Raw genomic sequence first — 21,014 nt, 5'->3', positions numbered from 1 at the left:
CCACACCGACGATGCCGGCCAGGATCAGGAGCTTCTTGAACATGTGCTTGACCCCTCGTGCTCGACTGCCGTCGGACGATGTGCGGTGGGGCTAGCTGGAATCGAACCAGCGACCTCAGAGTTATCAGCTCTGCGCTCTAACCGACTGAGCTATAGCCCCGCGTGGCGACGAGCAAGGTTAACCCATCGCCTCCGCCGCGCCCAAATCGGGGGGTCCGTGGCGGAAGCACCCGCGCCACCCCGAACCTACCCGGACGCACGACGCCGGGGCGACCGCTTTGCGCGGCGCCCCGGCGTCGACCGAATCAGTCCCGCTCGGCGAGCGTCAGCTCGATCCCGCCGACCAGGTCGGCGCAGACGTTGTAGACGAACGCGCTGAGCGTGGCCAGCGCGGTGAACAGCACGACGTTGACCAGGCCGATCAGCGCCGACGTCAGGATCACGCCCTTGGCGGTGATCCGGAAGCCGCCGCCGCCCTGGCCGCCGCCGGCGTTCACCAGGTCGGTCAGGCTGTCGTTGACGCTCTTGAACACGCCCATCGCGTCCAGCGCGAGGTAGAGCACCGAGGTCGCCACGACGACCACGATGAAGAGCACCACGGACACCGCGAACGCGAACTTCATCACGGACCAGGGGTCGATCCGCTTCAGGTTCAGCCGGGCCCGTCGCGGCCCGCGCGACGCGGCCGAACTGACCGAGGTACGCGCGGCGCGTACCGCCTCGCCCACGCGCGCGGCGCCGACAGCGGCCGCGCCGCTGACGCCCGGCGGCAGGCCCCCGCCGTTCGCGGGCCGGGACTGGCCGGTGGCGCCGGTGGTGGTCGGACGGGCGCCGTCGGGCGACGTCTTCGGCGCGGTGCCCAGGCCGGCGCCGATACGCGGCTGGGTGCCGGTCGTACCGGTGGAGGCCCGGCCGGCCGCGGCCGGTGGCTTGATCGGCTGTGTGCTCGTGGCGTTCGCGGGCTTGGCCGCCGGAGCGGCCAGACCGTTGGCCGACGTCGGCGCGTCGACCTTGGTCTCGGCCGACGAGTCCCGGGAACCCGAGTCCTCGCCCGGCTTGTCCGGAGGCGGCGCCATGCCGGGGGCGCGGGTGAACTTCGGGGCAGGCGCGTCGGCGGGAACCGTGGCCCGGCCCACGGCCGCACGGCCGGTAGCTGGTGTACCGCCCTGCGCAGCCTCCTCCTCGGCCGGGGTGGCCGAGGTCCCCTTGTTCCCCGACTTCGCCTGTGTCTCCGTCATCAACTAGTCCTGTTCGTCAGGCTCGTCGGCATTGCGAGCAATCGCCACGATAGTCACGCCGTCCGGGAGGTCCATCAGCTTGACCCCCATTGTGTTCCGGTCACGCGTACGGCGTACAGGCTTCACCGGAGTCCGGATGACGCCGCCGTTGCTGGTGATGGCGAACAGCTCGTCCTCCGGATCGATCACTACCGCGCCGACCAGGCCACCGCGTCGCTCGGTGATCTTCGCGGTCAGCACGCCCTTACCTCCCCGGCCCTGCACCGGGTATTCCTCGATCGGGGTACGTTTCGCGTAACCCCCGTTCGTCGCGACCAGAACGTCCAGACCCTCTCGCACCACCTCGACCGCGAGCAACTCGTCCTCGCCGCTGAAGCGCATGCCGATCACACCGGACGTGGCCCGGCCCATCGGACGCAGCGCCTCGTCGGTGGCGTTGAAGCGGATCGCCTGGGCGTTCTTCGACACCAGCAGCAGATCATCCTCCGGAGCGGCCAGGACCGCACCGACCAGTTCGTCCTCATCGCGCAGGTTGATCGCGATGATGCCGCCGGAACGGTTGGAGTCGAACTCCTCGAGCCGCGTCTTCTTCACCAGGCCGTTCTTCGTGGCCAGTACCAGGTAGGGCGCCACCTGGTAGTTCGGGATTTCAATGATCTGCGCGATCTGCTCGTCGGGCTGGAACGCGAGCAGGTTGGCCACGTGCTGGCCCTTGGCCACCCTACTGGCCTCAGGAAGCTCGTACGCCTTCGCCCGGTAGACCCGACCCTTGTTCGTGAAGAACAGGATCCAGTCGTGCGTAGAGCATACGAAGAAGTGGCTGACGATGTCGTCCTGGCGGAGCGTCGCCCCGCTGACGCCCTTGCCGCCACGCCGCTGCGACCGGTAGAGGTCGACCTTCGTCCGCTTCGCGTACCCGGTGCGGGTGATCGTCACGACCACGTCCTCGCGGGCGATGAGGTCCTCCATCGAGACCTCGCCGTCGAAGGGGACGATCTTCGTACGCCGGTCGTCGCCCCACTTCGCGACGATCTCGCCCAGTTCCTCCGAGACGATCCGCCGCTGCCGCTCCGGCTTGGCCAGGATGTCCTTGAGGTCGGCGATCTCCAGTTCGAGCTTCGCCAGGTCGTCCAGGATGCGCTGCCGCTCCAGGGCGGCCAGCCGGCGCAGCTGCATGTCCAGGATCGCGGTCGCCTGGACCTCGTCGATGTCCAGCAGCCGGATCAGGCCCTGCCGGGCGTCCTCCACCGTGGGCGAACGCCGGATCAGGGCGATCACCTCGTCCAGCGCGTCCAGCGCCTTGGACAGACCGCGCAGGATGTGCGCCCGCTCCTCGGCCTTGCGCAGCCGGAACGCGGTCCGCCGCCGGATCACCTCGATCTGGTGCTCGACGTAGTACCGGATGAACTGGGCCAGGTTGAGCGTGCGCGGCACGCCGTCGACGAGCGCCAGCATGTTGGCGCCGAACGTCTCCTGGAGCTGGGTGTGCTTGTAGAGGTTGTTCAGCACCACCTTGGCGACCGCGTCGCGCTTGAGCACGAGCACGATCCGCATGCCGGTACGCCCGGAGGACTCGTCGCGGATGTCGGCGATGCCGGCGAGCTTGCCCTCCTTGATCAGCTCGGCGATGCGCTCGGCGAGGTTGTCCGGGTTGACCTGGTACGGCAGCTCGCTGACCACGAGCGCCGGCCGGCCACGCTTGTCCTCCTCGACCTCGACCACGGCGCGCATCCGGATCGAGCCGCGCCCGGTCCGGTACGCGTCCTGGATGCCCGCCTGGCCGACGATCAGGCCGTGGGTCGGGAAGTCCGGGCCCTTGACGATCTCCAGCAGGGCTTCCAGCGTGGTGGCCTCGTCGGCCTCGGGGTGCTCCAGGCACCACTGCACCGCGGCGCCGATCTCGCGCAGGTTGTGCGGCGGGATCTTGGTGGCCATGCCGACCGCGATGCCCTCGGAGCCGTTGATCAGCAGGTTCGGGATCCGCGACGGCAGGATCGTGGGCTCCTTGGCCCGGCCGTCGTAGTTGTCCTGCAGGTCGACGGTGTCCTCGTCGATGTCCCGCAGCATCTCCATCGCCAGCGGGTCGAGCTTGCACTCGGTGTTGTGGCTGACGAAACCGTCGGAGACGAACGAGTGGTCCTCGGTGTCCACCCGGATGCTGTAGACCGGCCGCACACCGGCGTCGGTGATCTCGGTCACCTCGGCGTAGTAGAAGCGCCCGTCGACAAGCGGCTCGACCACGTCGAGGATGCCGGGCTCGGTGATCCGGGCCGCGATCTCGTCGCGGTCCCGCTCCCAGCGCTCGATCCGGTCCACGTTGTGCCGGCGCAGCCAGTCGCGTTCGGTCCAGCGGCTCGCGCCGTGCTCGCGGACGAAGTCCCCGACGAACGGCACGTGATCGCCGGAAAGCGCGGTGCTAGTCGCCGGCACCTGGGCCAGCTCGGATTCCAGCTTGGCCTGCTTGCGGCCGAGGAAGCCGACGTGAGCGGCGAAGATCCGGGCGTCCCTACGGTTGGTGACGACGACCTTGATCTCACCGCTGTCGTACCGGCACTGCCGGCTGACCACGCCGAACTCCAGCAGCAGCTGCTGCACCTCGCGGGCCAGCCGCTCGCTGCGGGTCGAGTACGAGACCTGGATCGTGTGGCGGGGCAGCAGCGACGACGAACCGTCGCCCTCGAACAGCGCCTGGAGGAAGGCCCGCTTGACCGCGGCCGGTCCGCGCCAGACGAACTCCGGCACGAACTTGCCGGCGCTCCGCGCGCCCACCATCTCGCCGAGCACGCTCGCCCGAAGCGCGGTGAGGTCCTGCACGTCGAGCTCGTGCAGCCTGCTGCCGGAGGCGATGACCCGCTCGGCGACGTACCGAGGGCCGCCGACCGCGAGGTCGTAGGCGGTGAGGACCCGGACGAAGAACTCCCGGTCCACGTTGTTGAAGCCCGCCCGATTCTCCGACACCCACCCCTCGGACACGAACGCGCCCGCGAGCACGGCCGCCTCGACGTGTTCCAGCATCGGGTAGCCGATCTCGTCCGGCACGGTGCGCTGCAGGACCACCCGGTCGCCCGGGGCGATCTCGGCGAGCAGCTTCCACAGCAGGGTCGGCACGCCGGCCACGTCCACCAGGCAGAGCACCGGGTGGTTGTGGGTGCCGGTCAGCTCGTACCCCTCACGGGTGCGCAGCCGCAGCGTCGGGTGCTCGCCGGAGTGGAAAAACTTGCTGGCGCGGACCAGGTCGCCGTTGCGGTCGCGGACCTTGAGGTCGACGTCGGTCTCGCTGCTCGCCGCAGCGTCCGGCACGACGTCGCCGATCCGGACGGAACCCTCGGCGGTACGGATGCGGGCATCGCCGACGAGGCAGTAGCGCATGGCGGCGGCCGGGTCGTTTCCGGGGGAGCCGAAGTTGCCGTTGCCGTCGACCAGCGGGTAGCGCAGCGACCAGGGCTGCGCCATCCGGACCAGCGCGTCGTAGATGGCGGAGTCGCCGTGCGGGTGGAACTGGCCCATCACGTCGCCGACGACGCGGGAGCACTTCACGTACCCGCGGTCCGGCCGGTAGCCGGAGTCGAACATGGCGTAGAGGATCTTGCGGTGGACCGGCTTGAGCCCGTCCCGGACGTCCGGCAGGGCCCGCCCGACGATGACGCTCATCGCGTAGTCGAGGTACGAGCGCTGCATCTCGACCTCGAGGCCGACCGGCTCGATCCGGTCGTGCTGGACGACCGCGGCCAGTGTCTCCGGGGTCTCCGGCTCGTTCGGGGTGGACTCGGGAGTATCGGTCACTGTTAACCCTTATCAGACTCTTCAGTCATGGTCTCGCTGTGGATAACGGCTGTGGAAAGCGTTCAGACTGTGGATAACTCTGTGGACTACCGGGCCGGCCGGTGGATCACCGGCCGGCCCGGCGCGTCCGTCAGATGTCCAGGAACCGCACGTCCTTGGCGTTGCGCTGGATGAACGACCGACGTGCCTCGACGTCCTCACCCATCAGGACGCTGAACAGCTCGTCCGCGGTTGCGGCGTCGTCGAGCGTGACCTGGCGCAGCGTGCGCGTCGCCGGGTTCATCGTGGTCTCCCACAGCTCGGGGTAGTTCATCTCACCGAGACCCTTGAACCGCTGGATGTCGTCCGGGCGGGCGTTGGGCTTCTTCTGCTGGCGCAGCGCGATCAGCCCGTCGCGTTCCCGGTCCGAGTACGCGTACTGGGCGTCGTCGCCCTTCTTGTTCCACTTGATCTTGTAGAGCGGCGGGGCGGCCAGGTAGACGTGCCCCAGCTCCACCAGCGGCCGCATGAACCGGAACAGCAGCGTGAGCAGCAGCGTCTGGATGTGCTGGCCGTCGACGTCGGCGTCGGCCATCAGCACGATCTTGTGGTAGCGCAGCTTCTCGATGTCGAAGTCGTCGTGGATGCCGGTGCCCAGCGCGGTGATCAGCGCCTGCACCTCGTTGTTCTTCAGCACCCGGTCGATGCGGGCCTTCTCCACGTTGAGGATCTTGCCGCGGATCGGCAGGATCGCCTGCGTACGCGGGTCGCGGCCCTGCTTGGCCGAGCCGCCGGCCGAGTCGCCCTCGACGATGAAGACCTCGGACTCGCGCGGGTCGGTGGACTGGCAGTCGGCCAGCTTGCCGGGCATCGAGCCGGACTCCAGCAGCGACTTGCGCCGGGCGAGCTTGCGCGCCTGCTGGGCGGCGATGCGGGCCCGGGCCGCCTGGGACGCCTTCTGGATGATGATCTTCGCCTCGGCCGGGTTGCGGTCGAACCAGTCGACGAGCGACTCGTTGCAGACCCGCTGCACGAAGCCCTTGACCGGGGTGTTGCCCAGCTTGGTCTTGGTCTGACCCTCGAACTGCGGGTCGGTGAGCTTGACCGAGATGATCGCGGCCAGGCCCTCGCGGATGTCCTCACCGGAGAGGCGCTCGTCGCCCTTGAGCAGCTTCTTGTCGGCGCCGTAGCGGTTGACGACGCTCGTCAACGCGGCCCGGAAGCCCTCCTCGTGGGTGCCGCCCTCGTGGGTGTTGATGTTGTTGGCGAACGTGTAGACCGACTCGCCGTACGACTCGTTCCACTGCATGGCGATCTCGACCGACATGCCGGTCTCCTCGGCGCCGAACTCGACCACCGTCTTGTGGATCGGGCTCTTGGAGGCGTTGAGGTGGCGGACGAAGTCGGCGATGCCGCCCTCGTAGTGGAAGGTGACCTCGCGGGTCTTGCCGTCCTCGTCCTCCGGCACCCGCTCGTCGAGCAGGTGGATGGTGAGGCCCCGGGTGAGGAAGGCCATCTCCTGGAGGCGCCGGTAGATGGTGTGGAAGTCGAAGTCGACGGTCTCGAAGACGTCGGGGTCGGGCCAGAAGGAGACGGCCGAACCGGTGCGGTCGGTCTCCTCGCCCTTCTCCAGCGGCGTCGGCTTGGAGTGGTCGTAGCGCTGGCGCCAGACGAAACCGTCCTTGTGGATCTCGACCGCCATCCGGGTGGACAGCGCGTTGACCACGGAGACGCCCACGCCGTGCAGGCCACCGGAGACCGCGTACGCCTTGCCGTCGAACTTGCCGCCGGCGTGCAGCACGGTCAGCGCGACCTCGACACCCGGCTTCTTCAGCTTCGGGTGCAGGTCGACCGGGAAGCCACGGCCGTTATCGGTCACCCGGACGCCGCCGTCGGCCAGCAGCACCACGTCGATGGTGTCGCAGTGCCCGGCCAGCGCCTCGTCCACCGCGTTGTCGACGACCTCCCACACCAGGTGGTGCAGACCGCGCTCGCCGGTGGACCCGATGTACATACCGGGGCGCTTCCGGACCGCTTCCAGGCCTTCGAGAACGGTGATGGACTCGGCACCGTACTTCTTGTTGTCCTCCGCTGCCACGCTCGGCCACTTTCTCGCACCGGCCGCGCGTGGGCGCGGGGGCGCGGGTTCGGCGGACAGGACGCGACGTCGGCGCGCACGGACCGCCCCTGGGATCACCAGGCACGGATCGTGTACGCCGGGCGCCACGGTTGCCCGCGGATCGCGATCGGCTCGGACCCGAGGCGGGACTATGATCGAGGGCCCGGAGGGCCCCTGCCCGTCGCTCCGTCTCGGGTCTTTCGTCTCGCTCTCAATCTTACTGTGCGGAGCCGACCAAACCGCCACTCGGCACCCTCTCCGAGGCGGCTGAGAATGCCGTAGCCGGACGAACCGCGCCTCCCGCGACTCCCCCTACACGCCAACGGGGCACCGCCGCGCCACCGGCCACCGTGAGCCGTGACGATCATCCGACCGGTGATCGGCTGCTGTCCCGACCGGGGGTCGCGGCCGGGTCCGGCGTGCCGTAGCTTTTGCGGCGCCGCCGTTGCGGTCTTGATCTTTCGCCCCCGCAACCGGGACGATCGTCGAAGATGGTCCGAAAACGCTTGGTGAGAGGTGACGCCCGATGGGGCTGGACAACGTCGCGGTGCACTGGCCGCGGACCGGCCGCTTCTACGACCCGGTCGCGCCGGCCGAGTTCGTGGACTTCGGCGAGATCGTGGACGTGCCCCGGATCTCCGCGCCGACCGCCGCGCTCGCCGAGCTGATCGCCAAGACCGGCACGGTACGGGCGACCGCGTACACCGAACTGGTCGACCTGATCCTCGGGCTGGAAAATGTGCTCTACGCCACGGAGAACTCGGCCGAGGACGAGGACCCGGTGATCGACCCGGACGGCTGCTCGTGGATCGCCGAGGGCCTGGAGAAGTTCGTCGCCCGGCACCGGCCGTACGGCGAGGCGGTCACGTTCGAGTCGGTGAGCGAGGTGCTGCGCGCGTTGCTGGGTGACGGGCGGCTCGCCGAGCAGCAGCTCCGCTGGCTGGACAGCCGGCTGGACCGGCTGCGCGACGAGAGCGGCGACCCGCCGCAGTGGAACTTCACCTGCGCCGAGCTGAGCGTGCTGGCGGCCTTCTACCGGCGCTGCGCGGAGCGCGGCTTCGCGGTCTACGCCGACGCCTGACCGGGCGTCGCAGCGCCGAAAGAAGACGTGGCCCGGTTGGCAGCCGCGATCACCTCGGTCAGCGCCGTGTGCAGGTGCCGCAGGTCGGCCAGCGGCAGACCCAGGCGCTGCACGATGGCCGGCGGGATCCGCTCGGCCTGCGTCCGCAGCGCCTGCCCCTCGGCGGTGAGCGAGACGGCCAGGCTGCGCTCGTCGGCGGCGTCGCGTTCCCGCCGGATGTAGCCGGCCGCCTCCAGCCGCTTGAGCAGCGGTGACAGCGTGCCCGGGTCGAGCTGGAGCAGCCGGCTCAGATCCCGCCCGGACAGCGGCGCGTGCTGCCAGAGCGCCAGCATGACCAGGTACTGCGGGTGGGTGAGCCCCATCGGCTCCAGCAGCGGGCGGTAGACCGCGACGACGCTCCGGGCGGCGACCGACAGCGCGAAGCAGACCTGCTGCTCCAGCGCCAGGGGGTCCTCCTCGATCGGGTCGGTCACCTCGTCCTCCTCGTCGTCGTTGCGATCCTAGCAACGATTGGTGTACCAATGGTTTGCACACAAAACAGGGAGGGCGGCGGGATGAGCGACGACGAGCAGGTGGGCGACGCCTCCGGCAAGGGTGGCCGCCTGTTGGGCTGGGTGTTCCAGAACCTCGCCGGCCCCTCCCAGGTCCAGGGCGCGGTGCAGGGCGGCTCCCGGCTGGCCCGCGAAGCCTGGAAGCAGGACCTGGAACGCCGCAAGCAGTGGAGCCGCGAGCAGCGCGAACTCAAGCGCGCCCGGCGGGAGGCCCAGCGCTCGGGCGGCGACGGTCAGCCGTAGGTGTCGCGGGGCCCGCGCCCGCGTACCCGCCGGGGGCCGCGCGACCACGACGGCGCAGCCGGGCCGTGAATGTGCAGCTTGCGCACCACGTTGTGGCCGACCTCGCGGGCGATCTGCTGCAACAGCGAGCCCGCCAGCAGACGCAACTGCGTCGCCCACGCCGTCGAGCGCGCCTCCACCGTCAGCTCGCCGTCCTCCAGCTTCACCGGGCGGCTGTGCTGGGCGACCTCCGGGCCGACCACCTTCTCCCACGCGCCGAACACCGTCGCCTCGGCCGCCGGCTGCTGCCAGCCCCGCGCCTTGACCAGCTTGTCCAGCACCGCACCCAGCGGCTGCGGGTCGCGCGGGTCCGGCCCCGGGCCGGAGTAGCCGCGCAGCCGCTTCTCGCCGTCGCCGCGGACCGCGCCGCGCCGCCGGGGAGCCGCCGCCTGCCGCCGGGCCTTCGCCGCGTCGAGCACAGCCCGCGCCAGTTCCGGCCCGGTCGCGCCCTCCGGCAGGTTCGCGCCCGGCTCGCCGTCCGCGGGCTTTCCCGGGGTACGCGCGTCGCGTCCCGGCCCGAGCCGCGCGGGCGGTAGCTGCACCTCGTCGTCAGACACGTCGCACCGTCCCGTCGCCCACCGCGTACCGGGTGCCGCGCAGGATCGCCGGCACGTCGTCGTCCACAGCGCAGGTGACGAGCAGCTGGCTCGCGCCGCCCACCAGCTCGGCCAGCCGGTCCCGCCGGCCGGTGTCCAGCTCGGCGAAGACGTCGTCGAGCACCAGCACCGGCTCGATCCCGTCGGCGCGCAGCAGGTCGTACCCGGCCAGCCGCAGCGCCAGCGCGTAGGACCACGACTCGCCGTGGCTCGCGTACCCCTTGGCGGGCAGCGGGCCGAGGGTGAGCGCCAGGTCGTCGCGGTGCGGGCCGACGAGCGTGGTGCCGCGCTCGATCTCGGCGGCGCGGTTCGCGGTCAGCGCGGCGGCCAGCGCCTCCGCCAGCGCCGCGCGGTCGGCGCCGGGTTCGGGCAGCTCGACCGAGGGCCGGTACGCGATGCCCGCCGCGCCGCGGCCGGCCGCCACCGCGTCGTACGCCTTCGCCACGTGCGGGGTGAGCGCGGCGACCAGTTCCAGGCGGCCGGCGAGCAGGTCCGCGCCGTGCTGGGCCAGATGCGCGTCCCACACGGCCAGCGTCGACAGGTCACCGCCGCGTGTGCCACCGGTCTTGCGAGCGAGGTACGAGGTACGCAGCAGCGCGTTGCGTTGCTTCACCACGCGCTCGTAGTCGGCGCGTACCCCGGCGAAGCGGGGCTGGCGGGTGACCAGCAGGTCGTCCAGGTAGCGGCGACGTTCCGAGGGGTCCCCGCGGACCAGTTCCAGGTCCTCCGGCGCGAACAGCACCAGGCGCAGCGCGCCGAGGACGTCCCGGGCGCGCCGGGCCGGGGACCGGCCGAGGCGGGCCCGGTTGGCCTTGCCCGGCACGATCTCCAGCTCGACAAGCAGTTCCCGGCCCTCGTGCACCACCGCGCAGCGGATCACCGCCGAGGTGGCGCCCATCCGGACCAGCGGGGCGTCCGTGGCGACCCGGTGCGAATCCAGGGTCGCCACGTAGCCGAGCGCCTCGACCAGGTTCGTCTTGCCGACGCCGTTGGCGCCGACGAGCACGTTCGGCCCCGGCTCCAGGTCCACGCCGACGCGCTCGTACGAGCGGAAGTCGACCAGTTCGAGCCGGCGGACGTACACAGGCTGTGGATACCGGTCAGCGCTTGTGGACGGCGTGGCCGCCGAACTGCTGGCGCAGCGCGGCGACGGCCTTCATGGCGGGCGAGTCGTCCTGCCGGGACGCGAACCGGGCGAACAGCGACGCGGTGATGACGTTGAGCGGCACGGCGAGCCGTACCGCCTCGTCCACGGTCCAGCGGCCCTCGCCGGTGTCCTCCGTGTAGCCGCTCAGCTCGGCCAGCTCCGGGTCCTCGTCGAGCGCCCGGTCCAGCAGGTCGAGCAACCAGGACCGGACCACGGTGCCCTCGCGCCACGACTTGAACACGCCGGGAACGTTCGTGACCAGCTCGGAGGCGGTCAGCAGCTCGTAGCCCTCGGCGTAGGCGTGCATCAGGCCGTACTCGATGCCGTTGTGCACCATCTTGGCGTAGTGGCCGGCGCCGACCGGGCCGGCGTGCACGAAGCCGAACTCGCCCTCGGGCTTGAGCGCCTCGAAGATCGGCATCAGGCGCTCGACGTGCTGCTGCGCGCCGCCGACCATCAGCCCGTACCCGTTCTGCCGGCCCCAGACGCCGCCGGAGACGCCGACGTCGATGTAGCCGATGCCCTGCTCGTTCAGCCGCTCGGCGCGCGGGGCGTCGTCGCTGAACCGGGAGTTGCCGCCGTCGATGATGATGTCGCCCTCGCCGAGCACCTCGGCGAGCTCGTCGATGGTGGCGTCGGTGACGCCGGCGGGAACCATGACCCAGACCGCGCGGGGCGACTGGAGCTTCTCGGCCAGCTCAGTCAGGCTCGCGGCGTCGCTGATCTCCGGGTTGTGGTCGAAGCCGACCACCTCGTGCCCGGCGGCGCGCAGCCGCTCCCGCATGTTGCCGCCCATCCGGCCGAGTCCTACCAGGCCGAGCTGCATCTGCTCCTACCTCCGTACGTCAGGGTCGTGCTGCCTGCGATCAGCGGGACACGCGGATCGGCATGATGAGGTACCGGTACCCCGGTATGACCTCGCCATCCTCGCCGGCCGGGGAAATGACCGCGGGCTTGAACGCGTCGACGAACCGGAGCAGGGCGTGCTGGGCGCCGAGGTTGGACAGGCCGTCGATGAGGTACTGCGGGTTGAAGCCGATGGTGAGCGGCTCACCGGTGAAGGTGGCCTCCATCGCCTCGCTGGCCCGGGCCTCCTCGGTGCCGCCCGCCTCCACCACAAGGCCGTCGGCGCTGAAGCTGAGCAGCACGGGGGTGGTGCGCTCGGCGACGAGAGCGACCCGCTTGACCACCTCGATGAGCGTGGCGACGGCGACGCGGGCCTCGGCGTTGTGGTCGGCCGGGAACAGCGAACGCACCGGCGGGTAGTTGGCGCCGTCGAGCAGGCGGCTGGTGGTCCGGCGGGTGCCACCGGAGAAGCCGATCATGCCTTCGCCGGCGCCGCCGGAGGAGAGCGCCATGGTGACGTGGCCGCCGAGCGGGCCGAGCGCCTTGGCGGTGTCGTGCAGCGTACGGGCCGGCACCAGCGCGTTGAGGCTGATCTCCGGGTCGTCCGGGTTCCACTCCATCTCGCGCAGCGCGAGGCGGTATCGGTCGGTCGCCAGCATGGCCATCGTGCCGCCGCTCAGCTCGAGGCGTACACCGGTCATCATCGGCAGCGTCTCGTCGCGGCCGGCGGCCACCGCAACCTGGGCCACGGCCGTGGCGAAGGCCGCGGCGTCGACGGTGCCCGCGCTCTCCGGCATCTCCGGCAGCGTCGGGTAGTCCTCCACCGGCATGGTGGGCAGCGTGAAGCGGGCGCTGCCGCAGACCAGCTCCAGGTGGGCGCCGACGGCGGCGATGTCCACCGGCTTGGCCGGCAGGGCCTTGGTGATCTCGGCGAGCAGGCGGCCGGAGACCAGGGCGGCGCCGTCCGCGTCACCCTGCACCTCGACCGTCACCTGGCTGGAGACCTCGTAGTCGAAGCCGGAGACCTGCAGGTTGCCGTCGGTGACGCGGAGCATCACCCCGGCCAGCACCGGTACGGAGGGCCGGTTGGGCAGGCTCTTGGCGGTCCACGCGACCGCCTCGGCGAGCGCGTCGCGCTCCACTCGGAACTTCATCAATGCCTCCGCGTCGACGTCAGCGACAACTCTCTCATGCCGACCGCTGCCACCCGTCCCGCCCGACCGTGCGGGTACCCATCGCACCTTAGGGCGCGCGGGCATCGGCTGTGCGCCCGACCCCGTGGATCCAGGTGCCCGGGGTGACTGCCGACGGCAGCGCTCCGGCCCGATCCACAGGAAGTCCAACGGTGATGATTGGTTTTTGTTGTTTAGAAGAGATAACTCATCGTCTTCATCGCACCTGTGCAAACTGTGGAGAACCAACCTCTGCGCAGGTCAGACACGTTATCCACCGGTGGTTTGGCTGTGGAGAACCGGGGGTAAAACTCGTGTCCCGGTCCACAGCCCCCGCCAGCCGCCGGGTTTTCCACGGCTGTCCACCGGTTGTCCACCGCTAATCCACCGGTTTTCTCCCCAGCGCTGTGGACAGCGCCGACAGCGTCGACCGCCTTAATCCCCAGAACCTTCAACAGCTCGCCCACAGGCGACCTGTCATCTGGGGACAACGTGATCGTCATCCCCAGGCGTCCACAGCCTCGTCCCCAGGAGTTGTCCACAGTCTGTGGGTAACCGGCCGGGTGCGGACGGTGGTTGTCCACTGCCTGTGACACAGGGGCTGTGGACAAGAGGTACGAGCTGTGGACGAACACAGCGCCGATCCTGGGCCCTCCACCGGGTCGAGGGTCAACGAACCCGTGCTGTCGGCTTGCCGTCAGCCGCCTGTCGGGCGTCCCGTGGTCACCTTCATCACGTCAACAGGGCGTCGACACGAGCCTTCCTCGGCGCGCCGCCCCCGTCCCCGCCCGCCCTCCGGCTCCCGCCCCGCACGTGTCGACCATGAAGTTGGCGGCAGTTGGCGCCCGGTTTGTCGCCGTCAACCTCATGATCGACGCAAAGTTTCGGTGGGGCTCGGGGCCCGGGCGACTCGTGCGAGGGCCAAGCCCCGGCTCCGCAGAGATCTTTGGAAGGCGAGGGCCCCTGTGGCGGCCGTTTCCTTCCAAGATCTGCGGTCGGGGTCCGTGCAGACACTGGGCGAGGCGCTCGGGTCGGCGGACTCCTGCGCAGCAGCCCCGCCCTGTTGACCAAGGAGTTCGGGGCAGGAATGACGTGTCTTCCCGACACAAACTCCTTGATCACCGCCGGAGCCGCCGGACGGGCAGTGCGCGGGCGGCGCGGAGCAGGGTCAGGTGTTCTGCTTGATGCGGTTGGTCAGCTCGGCGATCTGGTTGTAGAGCGAGCGCCGCTCCGCCATCTGCTGGCGGATCTTGCGGTCCGCGTGCATCACTGTGGTGTGGTCCCGGCCACCGAACGCCTGCCCGATCCGGGGCAGCGACAGGTCGGTCAGCTCGCGGCACAGGTACATGGCCACCTGGCGGGCGTTCACGAGCACCCGGGACCGGGAGTGGCCGCGCAGGTCCTCCAGGCTCACCCCGAAGTAGTCGGCGGTCGACACCATGATCTGGTCCGCGGTGATCTCCGGGCCGGCGCCGTCCGGGATGAAGTCCCGCAGCACCTCCTCGGCCAGCGACAGTTCGACCGAGGAACGGGTGAGGCTGGCGAAGGCGGTGACCCGGATCAGGGCCCCCTCCAGTTCGCGGATCGAGTTCGACACCCGGGAGGCGATGAACTCCAGCACGTCCGGCGGTGCGAACAGCCGCTCCTGGGCGGCCTTCTTCTGCAGGATCGCGATCCGCGTCTCCAGGTCCGGCGGCTGGATGTCGGCGAGCAGGCCCCACTCGAAGCGCGTACGCAGCCGGTCCTCCAGCGTCGCGAGCTGCTTCGGCGAGCGGTCGGACGTGATCACGATCTGCTTGTTGGCGTTGTGCAGCGTGTTGAAGGTGTGGAAGAACTCCTCCTGCGTCCGTTCCCGGTTCTCCAGGAACTGGATGTCGTCGATCAGGAGGATGTCCACGTCCCGGTAGCGGCGCTGGAACGCGCTGGTCTTGTCGTCGCGCAGCGAGTTGATGAAGTCGTTCGTGAATTCCTCGGTCGAGACGTACCGGACCGAGCGGGCGTTGCCGAGCGTCGTCGCGTAGTGCCCGATGGCGTGCAGCAGGTGGGTCTTGCCCAGTCCCGAGCTGCCGTAGATGAACAGCGGGTTGTACGCCTTGGCCGGCGACTCGGCCACCGCCACGCTCGCCGCGTGCGCGAACCGGTTGGACGAGCCGATGACGAACGTCTCGAACATGTACTTCGGGTTGAGCCGGTTGCCGCCGCTCTCCGTACCGCCGGGGAGCCTGCGGTCGGCCTGGCCGCCGCCACCCGGACGGTGGTGGTCGGCGCCACCCCGGCCGGGGCCGTTGTCGGTGGCGCCGTCGCGGGGCAGGCCGCGCATCGGCCCCGGGTCGGCGGCCGGGTTCTCCCGGTAGCGCGGCTCGTAACCCCCGGCGTCGGGAGCGGACGGCTCGATGCGCGTGCGCTCGTCGAAGGCGCGGCGCTCGGGCGCGGCGCGCAGCGGCTCGGCGAACGCGGCGCTGAAGAGCGTGTCCTGCGCGTCCCGGCCGGCGGGGATCAGGTGGGGCCGGCCGCCGTCCGCGGTCCGCTGCCGGGGCGCCGGTTCGTCCAGCTGCTGTTCCGGGCGGGACTCGGCGTAACCGGGCTCGGGGCGGGAGTCGGCGTAGCCGGGCTCCGGGCGGGGCGACGGGAAGGTCGGGGCGGCCTGGTCGAAGCCGGGCAGCGGAGCGGCGCCGTCGTGCTCGGGGAGCGGTTCCGGGCTGCTGCGGTAGACGGTGCCGGCCGGGCGGGCGCCCGGGTCCTCGGTGACCCGTACGGTGACGGCCACCTGTATCGGCCGTCCGAGCCGGCGGCTCAGCGCCTCGGTGATGGCCGGGCGGAGCCGTGACTCGATCACGTCGCGGGTGAAGGCGTCCGGCACCGAGAGCAACGCGGTGTCCTCGACGATCGCCCGCAGCCGGGTGAGCCGGAGGTACGCCCGTTGCTGCGCGGAGATGATCTCGTCGGCGAGTTCGTCGGTGGTCGCCGTCCACACCGCGGCCAGGTCGGTCGCTCCGGTCACCGTCGTGCCACCCCCTCGCCTGCTCCTCACGCCCGCCCGGACGGCTGACCGGTCGTCATCCACAAGTTATCCACAGCCTGTGTACCGACCGATTGTGACCGCCCACCGGACGCGGGTCGGACCTGCCCCCCTCGATCCACGGAGGCGCTGAAGCGGGTTCACCGTGCCGAACGATTCAACAGCGTGTCCGGTCTTGCCGATCGGCGACAAACCCCGGACCCCCGACGCCGACCGCAATCGGGCACGCTAACAGCGCGGACCCCACGCCATCAACCGGCGACACCCTGACGACGTTGGCAACATCAGTGAAAACCGCCCCTTCGGTCGTCGTTCCGACGCAGGTCGGACGCCCGAGTGTGACGTTTGACGGTCATTGCGCCCCTGCGTAGGCTGGAGCGGCTGCTCTCTCGCCCTCTGCTAGGGTGATTGATGCTTGCTGTCCGTGGCTGTCACCTCGCATCGCCGGGGAGCGCGTCACGGCAGCGCCGATCGGAGGTCACCGACAAGGTGGCCTGGACCAGCACACGACCCCGGGCGATCCGCCGCGCGGGGCGTACGACAACGGAGAGCCTGACGTGAGCAAGCGCACCTACCAGCCGAACAACCGCCGGCGCGCGAAGACCCACGGCTTCCGGCTGCGCATGCGCACCCGTGCCGGCCGCGCCATCATCGCTACCCGTCGTTCCAAGGGCCGCGCCCGCCTGTCGGCCTGAGGCCGACAGGTCCGGTCCGGGGACGTGGGCAGTCGTGCTGGCCGCCGCGCAACGACTGCGGCGCAGTAGCGACTTCGCCGCAGCGGTTCGCGGTGGCCGACGCGTCGGCCGTGGCGCCGTCGTGGTCCACCTGACCATCCCCGAGCCGATCGGCACCACCGCGACACCTTCGCCGGAGCCGGCGCGGACCAGCGGTGCGGAGACCTCCGCACCGAGCCGCGCCGGCTTCGTCGTGTCCAAGGCCGTCGGCGGCGCGGTGGTCCGGAACAAGGTCCGCCGCCGGCTCCGGCACCTGGTCCGCGAGCGGCTGGCCGAGCTGCCCGCCGGCACGACCCTCGTGGTACGCGCGCTGCCGGCAGCCGCCGACGCGACGTACACCCGGCTCGGGGCCGACCTCGACGCCGCTCTCGCCGCCGCGCGTTCCCCCCGGGGACGGCGGTCGCGGTGACCGGCCCGACCGCGACTCCGTCGCCCACAAGCGGTGCCCGCATGCTGCTGGCGCCTATCATCGCGTACCGTCGGTGGATAAGTCCGGCTCTGCCGGCCCGCTGCCGGTTCTACCCGTCGTGCAGTGCCTACGCCATGGAGGCGGTGTCCCGGCACGGTGCGCTGCGGGGCGCCTGGCTGACGGTCCGTCGGCTGTCGCGCTGCCATCCCTTCCACCCAGGTGGACACGACCCGGTTCCGGAGCCGGGCGACCGCCGCCGTGCCGACGTGACTGGAGCCTGAGTGTTTAGTCTCGACTGGATCTACTACGCGATCTCGTGGATCCTGCTGACCTGGCACTCGGCCTGGGACGCCATCGGAGTTCCGGTCGGGGCCGTGATCGGTACGAACTGGGCCTGGATCCTCGCCATCATCTTCCTGGTGGTGACGGTCCGGGTGATCCTGTTCCCGGTCTTCGTCAAGCAGATCAAGTCGCAGCGTGCCATGCAGGCGCTCCAGCCGAAGGTGAAGGAGCTCCAGGAGAAGCACAAGGGTGACCGGGAGACGCTCCAGAAAGAGATGATGGAGCTCTACCGGAAGGAAAAGGCCAACCCGCTCATGGGCTGCCTTCCGATGTTTCTCCAGATCCCGGTCTTCCTGGGCCTGTTCCACACGCTGCGCCGCCTCAGCCCGGACAACCAGGGCAAGACCCTGTACGGCTGGACTGTCGACCAGTTCAACAGCGCCTCGAACGCGACGCTCTTCACCGCGCCGATCTCCGGCAAGTTCGGCTCCACCGCGGAGGAGCTCAGCCGGCTGGGCGCGAACACCGGCACCGTCAAGGTCGTCGCCGGCATCCTGGTGATCATCATGATCGCCACCACCTACCTGACCAGCCGTCAGATGATCCTCAAGACCGGCTGGGCCGAGGACCCGCAGCAGCGCATGGTGCAGCGCCTGATGCTCTACGGCATCCCGCTGTCGCTGCTGATCTCGGGCGCGATCTTCCCGATCGGTGTGATCATCTACTGGGTCACCAACAACCTCTTCACGCTCGGCCAGCAGCAGTGGGTGCTGCGGAAGTTCCCGCCGCCGCCCACCGCGAAGAGCACCACCGCCGCCAAGAACACCGGCGGCAAGGGCCCGGTGCAGCCGGCCAAGACCGGTGGCCTGTTCGGCCGCAAGGCGGCCCAGCCGGCGAAGGCCCCGGCCGCGGCGCCGAAGGTGGCCGGACCGAAGCCGGGCGCCAAGCCGGTCAACCCGAAGAAGGGCGGCAGCCGGCCCGCCAAGCGACAGGGCTGAGTTCCACCGGGCCACCGCCGCGACACCGGCGGTGGCCCGTTCCGGTCACGTGCTGCCATCCGAGGAGTCGGCGCCGGGCCGGAATCGCCGCGCGACGCGCGGCCGCGGGCGAAACTGGCCCGTACAGACGTGCCCGAGGGCAACCGGCGAACCTCCCGCCGGCCCCGGGAGACCAGCGGACCCCCGAACGGTCCGGCCGAGCGAGTACGGAGATGAGACCCGTGACCGAGACCAGCATCCCCAGCGCCGACCAGTCCCTGGACGAGGAGACCCCCGTTACCGCCGCCACCGAGACCGAGGACGCCTCGGGCGAGGCCCGGGAGAAGAAGGCCCCGGCCGACAGCGACCTGTTCCGGCAGAGTGAGATCGCCGCCGACTACGTCGAGGGTCTGCTGGACATCCTCGACTACGACGGCGACATCGACGAGCTGGTCTCCGGCGGCCGTCCGGTAGTCGAAGTGGTCGGCGGACGGCTGCAGAACCTGGTCGGCCAGCGCGGCGCGACCCTGGAGGCGCTCCAGGAACTGGCCCGGCTGGCCGTGTTCCGCCAGACCGGCACGCCGAGCCGCCTGCTGCTGGACGTCGGCGGTTACCGGGCCGCCCGGCGCAAGGAACTGGCCGCCGTGGCGAAGAACGCGGTCGAGAAGGTCAAGGAGCACGGTGAGCCGGTGCGCCTGGAGCCGATGTCCGCGTTCGAGCGCAAGTGCGTGCACGACGTGGTGAACGCGATGAGCGGCGTGGAGAGCGAGTCCGAGGGCGTCGAGCCCAACCGCCGCATCGTCGTCCGTCCGGTGACGGACTGAGGTCCGTGATCTCCGACGAGACGACGGCAGGCGCCGTGGCCGGCCCGGGTGGTACGCCGCCCGGGCCGTCGGCTGTGCGCCCCGATCCCACAGTCGACCCGGTCTTCTCCGACGACGACGGGCCGGCCGACCCGGCGTACCCGGAAAGGGCCGCGACCGACCCCGGCGAGCCCGCCTTCTCGGCCGAGCCGGCGGTGGTGACCGGGGTCGAGCCCGCCGACCCGGCGATGGACGTGATGCCCGCCTTCTCCGGTGAGCCGGCGGCGGACGTGGCACCGGTGGCCGCGGCTGCTGCGGCCGACCCGGTGTTCGCGGAGCCGGCGGAGGACACGCCATCCCCTGTGGACGGTGCGGAGTCGACGGCCGCCCCCGACCCGGCGTCCGCGACGCTGCCGCCGGAACTGGCGGAGGCGGCCCGCGCGCTCTTCGGCGATCGGCTCGACCTCGCCGCCGCGTACGCGGAACTGCTTGCCACCGACGGCGTCGTGCGCGGTCTGATCGGCCCCCGCGAGACGCCGCGGCTCTGGGACCGGCACCTGCTCAACTGCGCGGTGGTGGCCGAGCGGATCCCGGAGGGGGCGAGCGTGATCGACGTCGGCTCCGGCGCCGGACTGCCCGGCCTGGTGCTGGCGATCGCGCGTCCCGATCTCACAGTGACGCTCGTGGAGCCGCTCGCGCGGCGTACCTCCTTCCTGATCGAGGCGGTGCAACGCCTCGGCCTGACCCGCGACGTCCGCGTCTTCCGCGGGCGGGCCGAGGAGGCGGCGGCCGGGTCGCGAGACCGGGAGCCGCTCTCCGCCGACATCGTGACCGCCCGCGCGGTGGCGCCGCTGGACCGGCTCGCCGGTTGGTGCCTGCCGCTGCTGGTCTCCGGCGGCCGCCTGGTGGCGCTCAAGGGCGCCTCGGCCGCCGAGGAGATCGCCGAGCACACCGAAGCGGTGGTACGCCTCGGCGGCGGCACGCCGGAGCTGCACCGGTGCGGCGACGGGGTGATCGAGCCCCCGGCGACCGTGATCGAGGTGGTCCGTGAGCGCGTGGTGAACCCGCGCCGGGCCAAGAAGCCGAAGCGGTCGCGTGGCGGCCGCCGTCGTGGCGACCGCTGACCGAAACGGCTGTCCGGACGCCCACCCGGTCGTTGGACCGGGTGGGCGTGACGCGATCGATCACAACCCGACATGGACCCACCGCGCCCGTCGGCCGTAGGCTGACCGCGCGTCGATAGTGTGGAACGGCGGTGCCGGGCGGCACCCGAACCCGATGGTTCCCGCCGAGCCGACCACGCCGGGCGAGGGCCCGGTATTCGATTCGACGGGTGCGGACCGACCATCCGGAGCGGGTAGGGATGACAGGTGCATGACGACGGCAGGTACGACGATCCACGGTTGACCGGGCCCGGAGGGAAATCCCCCGGCCCCGTTTCACGTGAAACCAACTACCGGGAGTGGACGGTGAACGAGCCCCGCGATCCGTCCGCCTCTTACCCGCCGGCCGAGCCGCCGCCGCAGCGGCGGGACACGCCGCCCGCCGGTTCGGTACGGCCCGTCTCGTCGGCGCCGGCGAACGTCCCGCCGGCCCGTGACCCGCTCGACCCGGCAGACGGCCCGGCGAACGCGCCGACGCCGCGACCGGCCGCGGTGCGGGCGAACGTCGCGGTGCCCGCTCGCTTCGAACCCCAGCCGCCCGTCTCGGCCGTGCCGCACCAGGCCGCTCCCGAGGTCACCGTGACGCCGTCCGACACGCCACAGGCGAGCGGGTACGGCGACGAGGTAGACGCCAGCACGTACGTTTCACGTGAAACCCCGACGCGCGAAGAGGATGATCCACCGTTGGCTATGGAGGCGATGCGCGCCGTGCAGATCCTGAATCCCAGTGGCGAGGTCACCATGCCCCGCCCGGACCGGACCCGGGTGATGTGCGTCGCCAACCAGAAGGGCGGCGTGGGTAAGACGACCACCACCGTGAACCTGGCCGTGGC

At 70.8% G+C, this 21,014-nt stretch carries 18 protein-coding genes and 1 tRNA gene; 9 read left to right on the top strand and 10 right to left on the bottom strand.

Features of this window, described 5'->3' with window-relative positions; all coding sequences use genetic code 11:
* Positions 1 to 86: 86 nt before the first annotated feature.
* The 4 genes from A8711_RS22830 to gyrB all read right to left on the bottom strand — a co-directional run bounded on the left by A8711_RS22830 (position 87) and on the right by gyrB (position 7,098).
* A tRNA-Ile gene (locus A8711_RS22830) sits at positions 87 to 160 on the bottom strand.
* A gap of 145 nt (positions 161 to 305) precedes the next feature.
* Positions 306 to 1,238 (bottom strand): DUF3566 domain-containing protein, encoded by a 933-nt coding sequence (locus A8711_RS22825; protein ID WP_043327671.1) that lies wholly within the window; start codon positions 1,236 to 1,238, stop codon positions 306 to 308.
* A gap of 3 nt (positions 1,239 to 1,241) precedes the next feature.
* Positions 1,242 to 5,021, bottom strand: a complete 3,780-nt coding sequence (gene gyrA, locus A8711_RS22820) for an intein-containing DNA gyrase subunit A (RefSeq protein WP_124778873.1) — start codon at positions 5,019 to 5,021, stop codon at positions 1,242 to 1,244.
* A gap of 130 nt (positions 5,022 to 5,151) precedes the next feature.
* Positions 5,152 to 7,098, bottom strand: coding sequence for a DNA topoisomerase (ATP-hydrolyzing) subunit B (gyrB, locus tag A8711_RS22815; RefSeq protein WP_043327672.1), 1,947 nt, complete (start codon positions 7,096 to 7,098; stop codon positions 5,152 to 5,154).
* A 547-nt stretch (positions 7,099 to 7,645) separates the two neighbouring features.
* Here gyrB and A8711_RS22810 point away from each other — a divergent pair.
* A complete protein-coding gene (locus A8711_RS22810; RefSeq protein WP_043327673.1) occupies positions 7,646 to 8,200 on the top strand; it encodes a hypothetical protein in 555 nt (184 codons plus the stop codon).
* On the opposite strand, the gene A8711_RS22805 is transcribed toward A8711_RS22810, so the two are convergent.
* Entirely contained in the window at positions 8,185 to 8,673 is a 489-nt protein-coding gene (locus A8711_RS22805; protein ID WP_069089278.1) for a MarR family winged helix-turn-helix transcriptional regulator, read from the bottom strand. The genes A8711_RS22810 and A8711_RS22805 overlap by 16 nt on opposite strands.
* A gap of 81 nt (positions 8,674 to 8,754) precedes the next feature.
* On the opposite strand from A8711_RS22805, the gene A8711_RS22800 reads away from it, so the two are divergent.
* Positions 8,755 to 8,994: a hypothetical protein gene (locus A8711_RS22800; protein ID WP_043327675.1), complete on the top strand. Its 240-nt coding sequence runs from the start codon at positions 8,755 to 8,757 to the stop codon at positions 8,992 to 8,994.
* Here A8711_RS22800 and A8711_RS22795 read toward each other — a convergent pair.
* The 5 genes from A8711_RS22795 to dnaA form a co-directional block, all read right to left on the bottom strand.
* Positions 8,985 to 9,590, bottom strand: a complete 606-nt coding sequence (locus tag A8711_RS22795; protein ID WP_043327676.1) for a DUF721 domain-containing protein — start codon at positions 9,588 to 9,590, stop codon at positions 8,985 to 8,987. The two genes, A8711_RS22800 and A8711_RS22795, sit on opposite strands and share 10 nt — an antisense overlap.
* Positions 9,583 to 10,713: a DNA replication/repair protein RecF gene (gene recF, locus A8711_RS22790; protein ID WP_069089277.1), complete on the bottom strand. Its 1,131-nt coding sequence runs from the start codon at positions 10,711 to 10,713 to the stop codon at positions 9,583 to 9,585. Before recF ends, A8711_RS22795 begins: the two co-directional genes overlap by 8 nt.
* A gap of 16 nt (positions 10,714 to 10,729) precedes the next feature.
* Positions 10,730 to 11,602, bottom strand: a complete 873-nt coding sequence (gnd, locus tag A8711_RS22785) for a phosphogluconate dehydrogenase (NAD(+)-dependent, decarboxylating) (protein WP_064448048.1) — start codon at positions 11,600 to 11,602, stop codon at positions 10,730 to 10,732.
* A 40-nt stretch (positions 11,603 to 11,642) separates the two neighbouring features.
* Complete coding sequence (gene dnaN, locus A8711_RS22780) at positions 11,643 to 12,776, bottom strand: DNA polymerase III subunit beta (protein ID WP_043327678.1); 1,134 nt, start codon at positions 12,774 to 12,776, stop codon at positions 11,643 to 11,645.
* Between the two features lie 1,186 nt (positions 12,777 to 13,962).
* Positions 13,963 to 15,795 (bottom strand): chromosomal replication initiator protein DnaA, encoded by a 1,833-nt coding sequence (gene dnaA, locus A8711_RS22775; protein WP_069089276.1) that lies wholly within the window; start codon positions 15,793 to 15,795, stop codon positions 13,963 to 13,965.
* 575 nt (positions 15,796 to 16,370) lie between these two features.
* Here dnaA and rpmH point away from each other — a divergent pair.
* The 7 genes from rpmH to A8711_RS31685 all read left to right on the top strand — a co-directional run.
* The gene (rpmH, locus tag A8711_RS22770) at positions 16,371 to 16,508 is read left to right on the top strand and encodes a 50S ribosomal protein L34 (protein ID WP_018788530.1); all 138 of its coding nucleotides are present in this window, start codon (positions 16,371 to 16,373) and stop codon (positions 16,506 to 16,508) included.
* 34 nt (positions 16,509 to 16,542) lie between these two features.
* Positions 16,543 to 16,956: a ribonuclease P protein component gene (gene rnpA / locus A8711_RS22765; RefSeq protein ID WP_043327680.1), complete on the top strand. Its 414-nt coding sequence runs from the start codon at positions 16,543 to 16,545 to the stop codon at positions 16,954 to 16,956.
* A 41-nt stretch (positions 16,957 to 16,997) separates the two neighbouring features.
* Complete coding sequence (gene yidD, locus A8711_RS31690) at positions 16,998 to 17,237, top strand: membrane protein insertion efficiency factor YidD (protein ID WP_199744097.1); 240 nt, start codon at positions 16,998 to 17,000, stop codon at positions 17,235 to 17,237.
* Positions 17,238 to 18,236, top strand: a complete 999-nt coding sequence (gene yidC / locus A8711_RS22760) for a membrane protein insertase YidC (protein ID WP_069089275.1) — start codon at positions 17,238 to 17,240, stop codon at positions 18,234 to 18,236.
* A gap of 212 nt (positions 18,237 to 18,448) precedes the next feature.
* On the top strand, positions 18,449 to 19,039 hold the full coding sequence (locus tag A8711_RS22755) for a R3H domain-containing nucleic acid-binding protein (protein ID WP_030499504.1): 591 nt from the start codon (positions 18,449 to 18,451) through the stop codon (positions 19,037 to 19,039).
* Positions 19,040 to 19,275: 236 nt separating this feature from the next.
* Positions 19,276 to 20,142 carry a 16S rRNA (guanine(527)-N(7))-methyltransferase RsmG gene (gene rsmG, locus A8711_RS22750; protein ID WP_176722865.1) on the top strand — a complete coding sequence of 289 codons (867 nt, stop codon included), beginning with the start codon at positions 19,276 to 19,278 and terminating at the stop codon, positions 20,140 to 20,142.
* Positions 20,143 to 20,388: 246 nt separating this feature from the next.
* A partial coding sequence (locus A8711_RS31685; RefSeq protein ID WP_176722864.1) for a ParA family protein occupies positions 20,389 to 21,014 on the top strand: 626 nt, incomplete at its 3' end.

The sequence above is a fragment of the Micromonospora sp. II genome (genome assembly GCF_001709195.1).
GTDB classification, from domain to species: Bacteria; Actinomycetota; Actinomycetes; order Mycobacteriales; family Micromonosporaceae; genus Micromonospora; species Micromonospora chalcea.
This window is presented reverse-complemented; position numbering and strand designations above follow the sequence as displayed.

Bases quoted from the DNA above. Each gene is read 5' to 3' on its own strand.
- A8711_RS22825 (WP_043327671.1), bottom strand. From the start codon at position 1,238: ATGACGGAGACACAGGCGAAGTCGGGGAACAAGGGGACCTCGGCCACC.
- A8711_RS22810 (WP_043327673.1), top strand. From the start codon at position 7,646: ATGGGGCTGGACAACGTCGCGGTGCACTGGCCGCGGACCGGCCGCTTC.
- A8711_RS22800 (WP_043327675.1), top strand. From the start codon at position 8,755: ATGAGCGACGACGAGCAGGTGGGCGACGCCTCCGGCAAGGGTGGCCGC.
- gnd (WP_064448048.1), bottom strand. From the start codon at position 11,602: ATGCAGCTCGGCCTGGTAGGACTCGGCCGGATGGGCGGCAACATGCGG.
- dnaN (WP_043327678.1), bottom strand. From the start codon at position 12,776: ATGAAGTTCCGAGTGGAGCGCGACGCGCTCGCCGAGGCGGTCGCGTGG.
- yidD (WP_199744097.1), top strand. From the start codon at position 16,998: ATGCTGCTGGCGCCTATCATCGCGTACCGTCGGTGGATAAGTCCGGCT.
- A8711_RS22755 (WP_030499504.1), top strand. From the start codon at position 18,449: ATGAGACCCGTGACCGAGACCAGCATCCCCAGCGCCGACCAGTCCCTG.
- rsmG (WP_176722865.1), top strand. From the start codon at position 19,276: ATGCCCGCCTTCTCCGGTGAGCCGGCGGCGGACGTGGCACCGGTGGCC.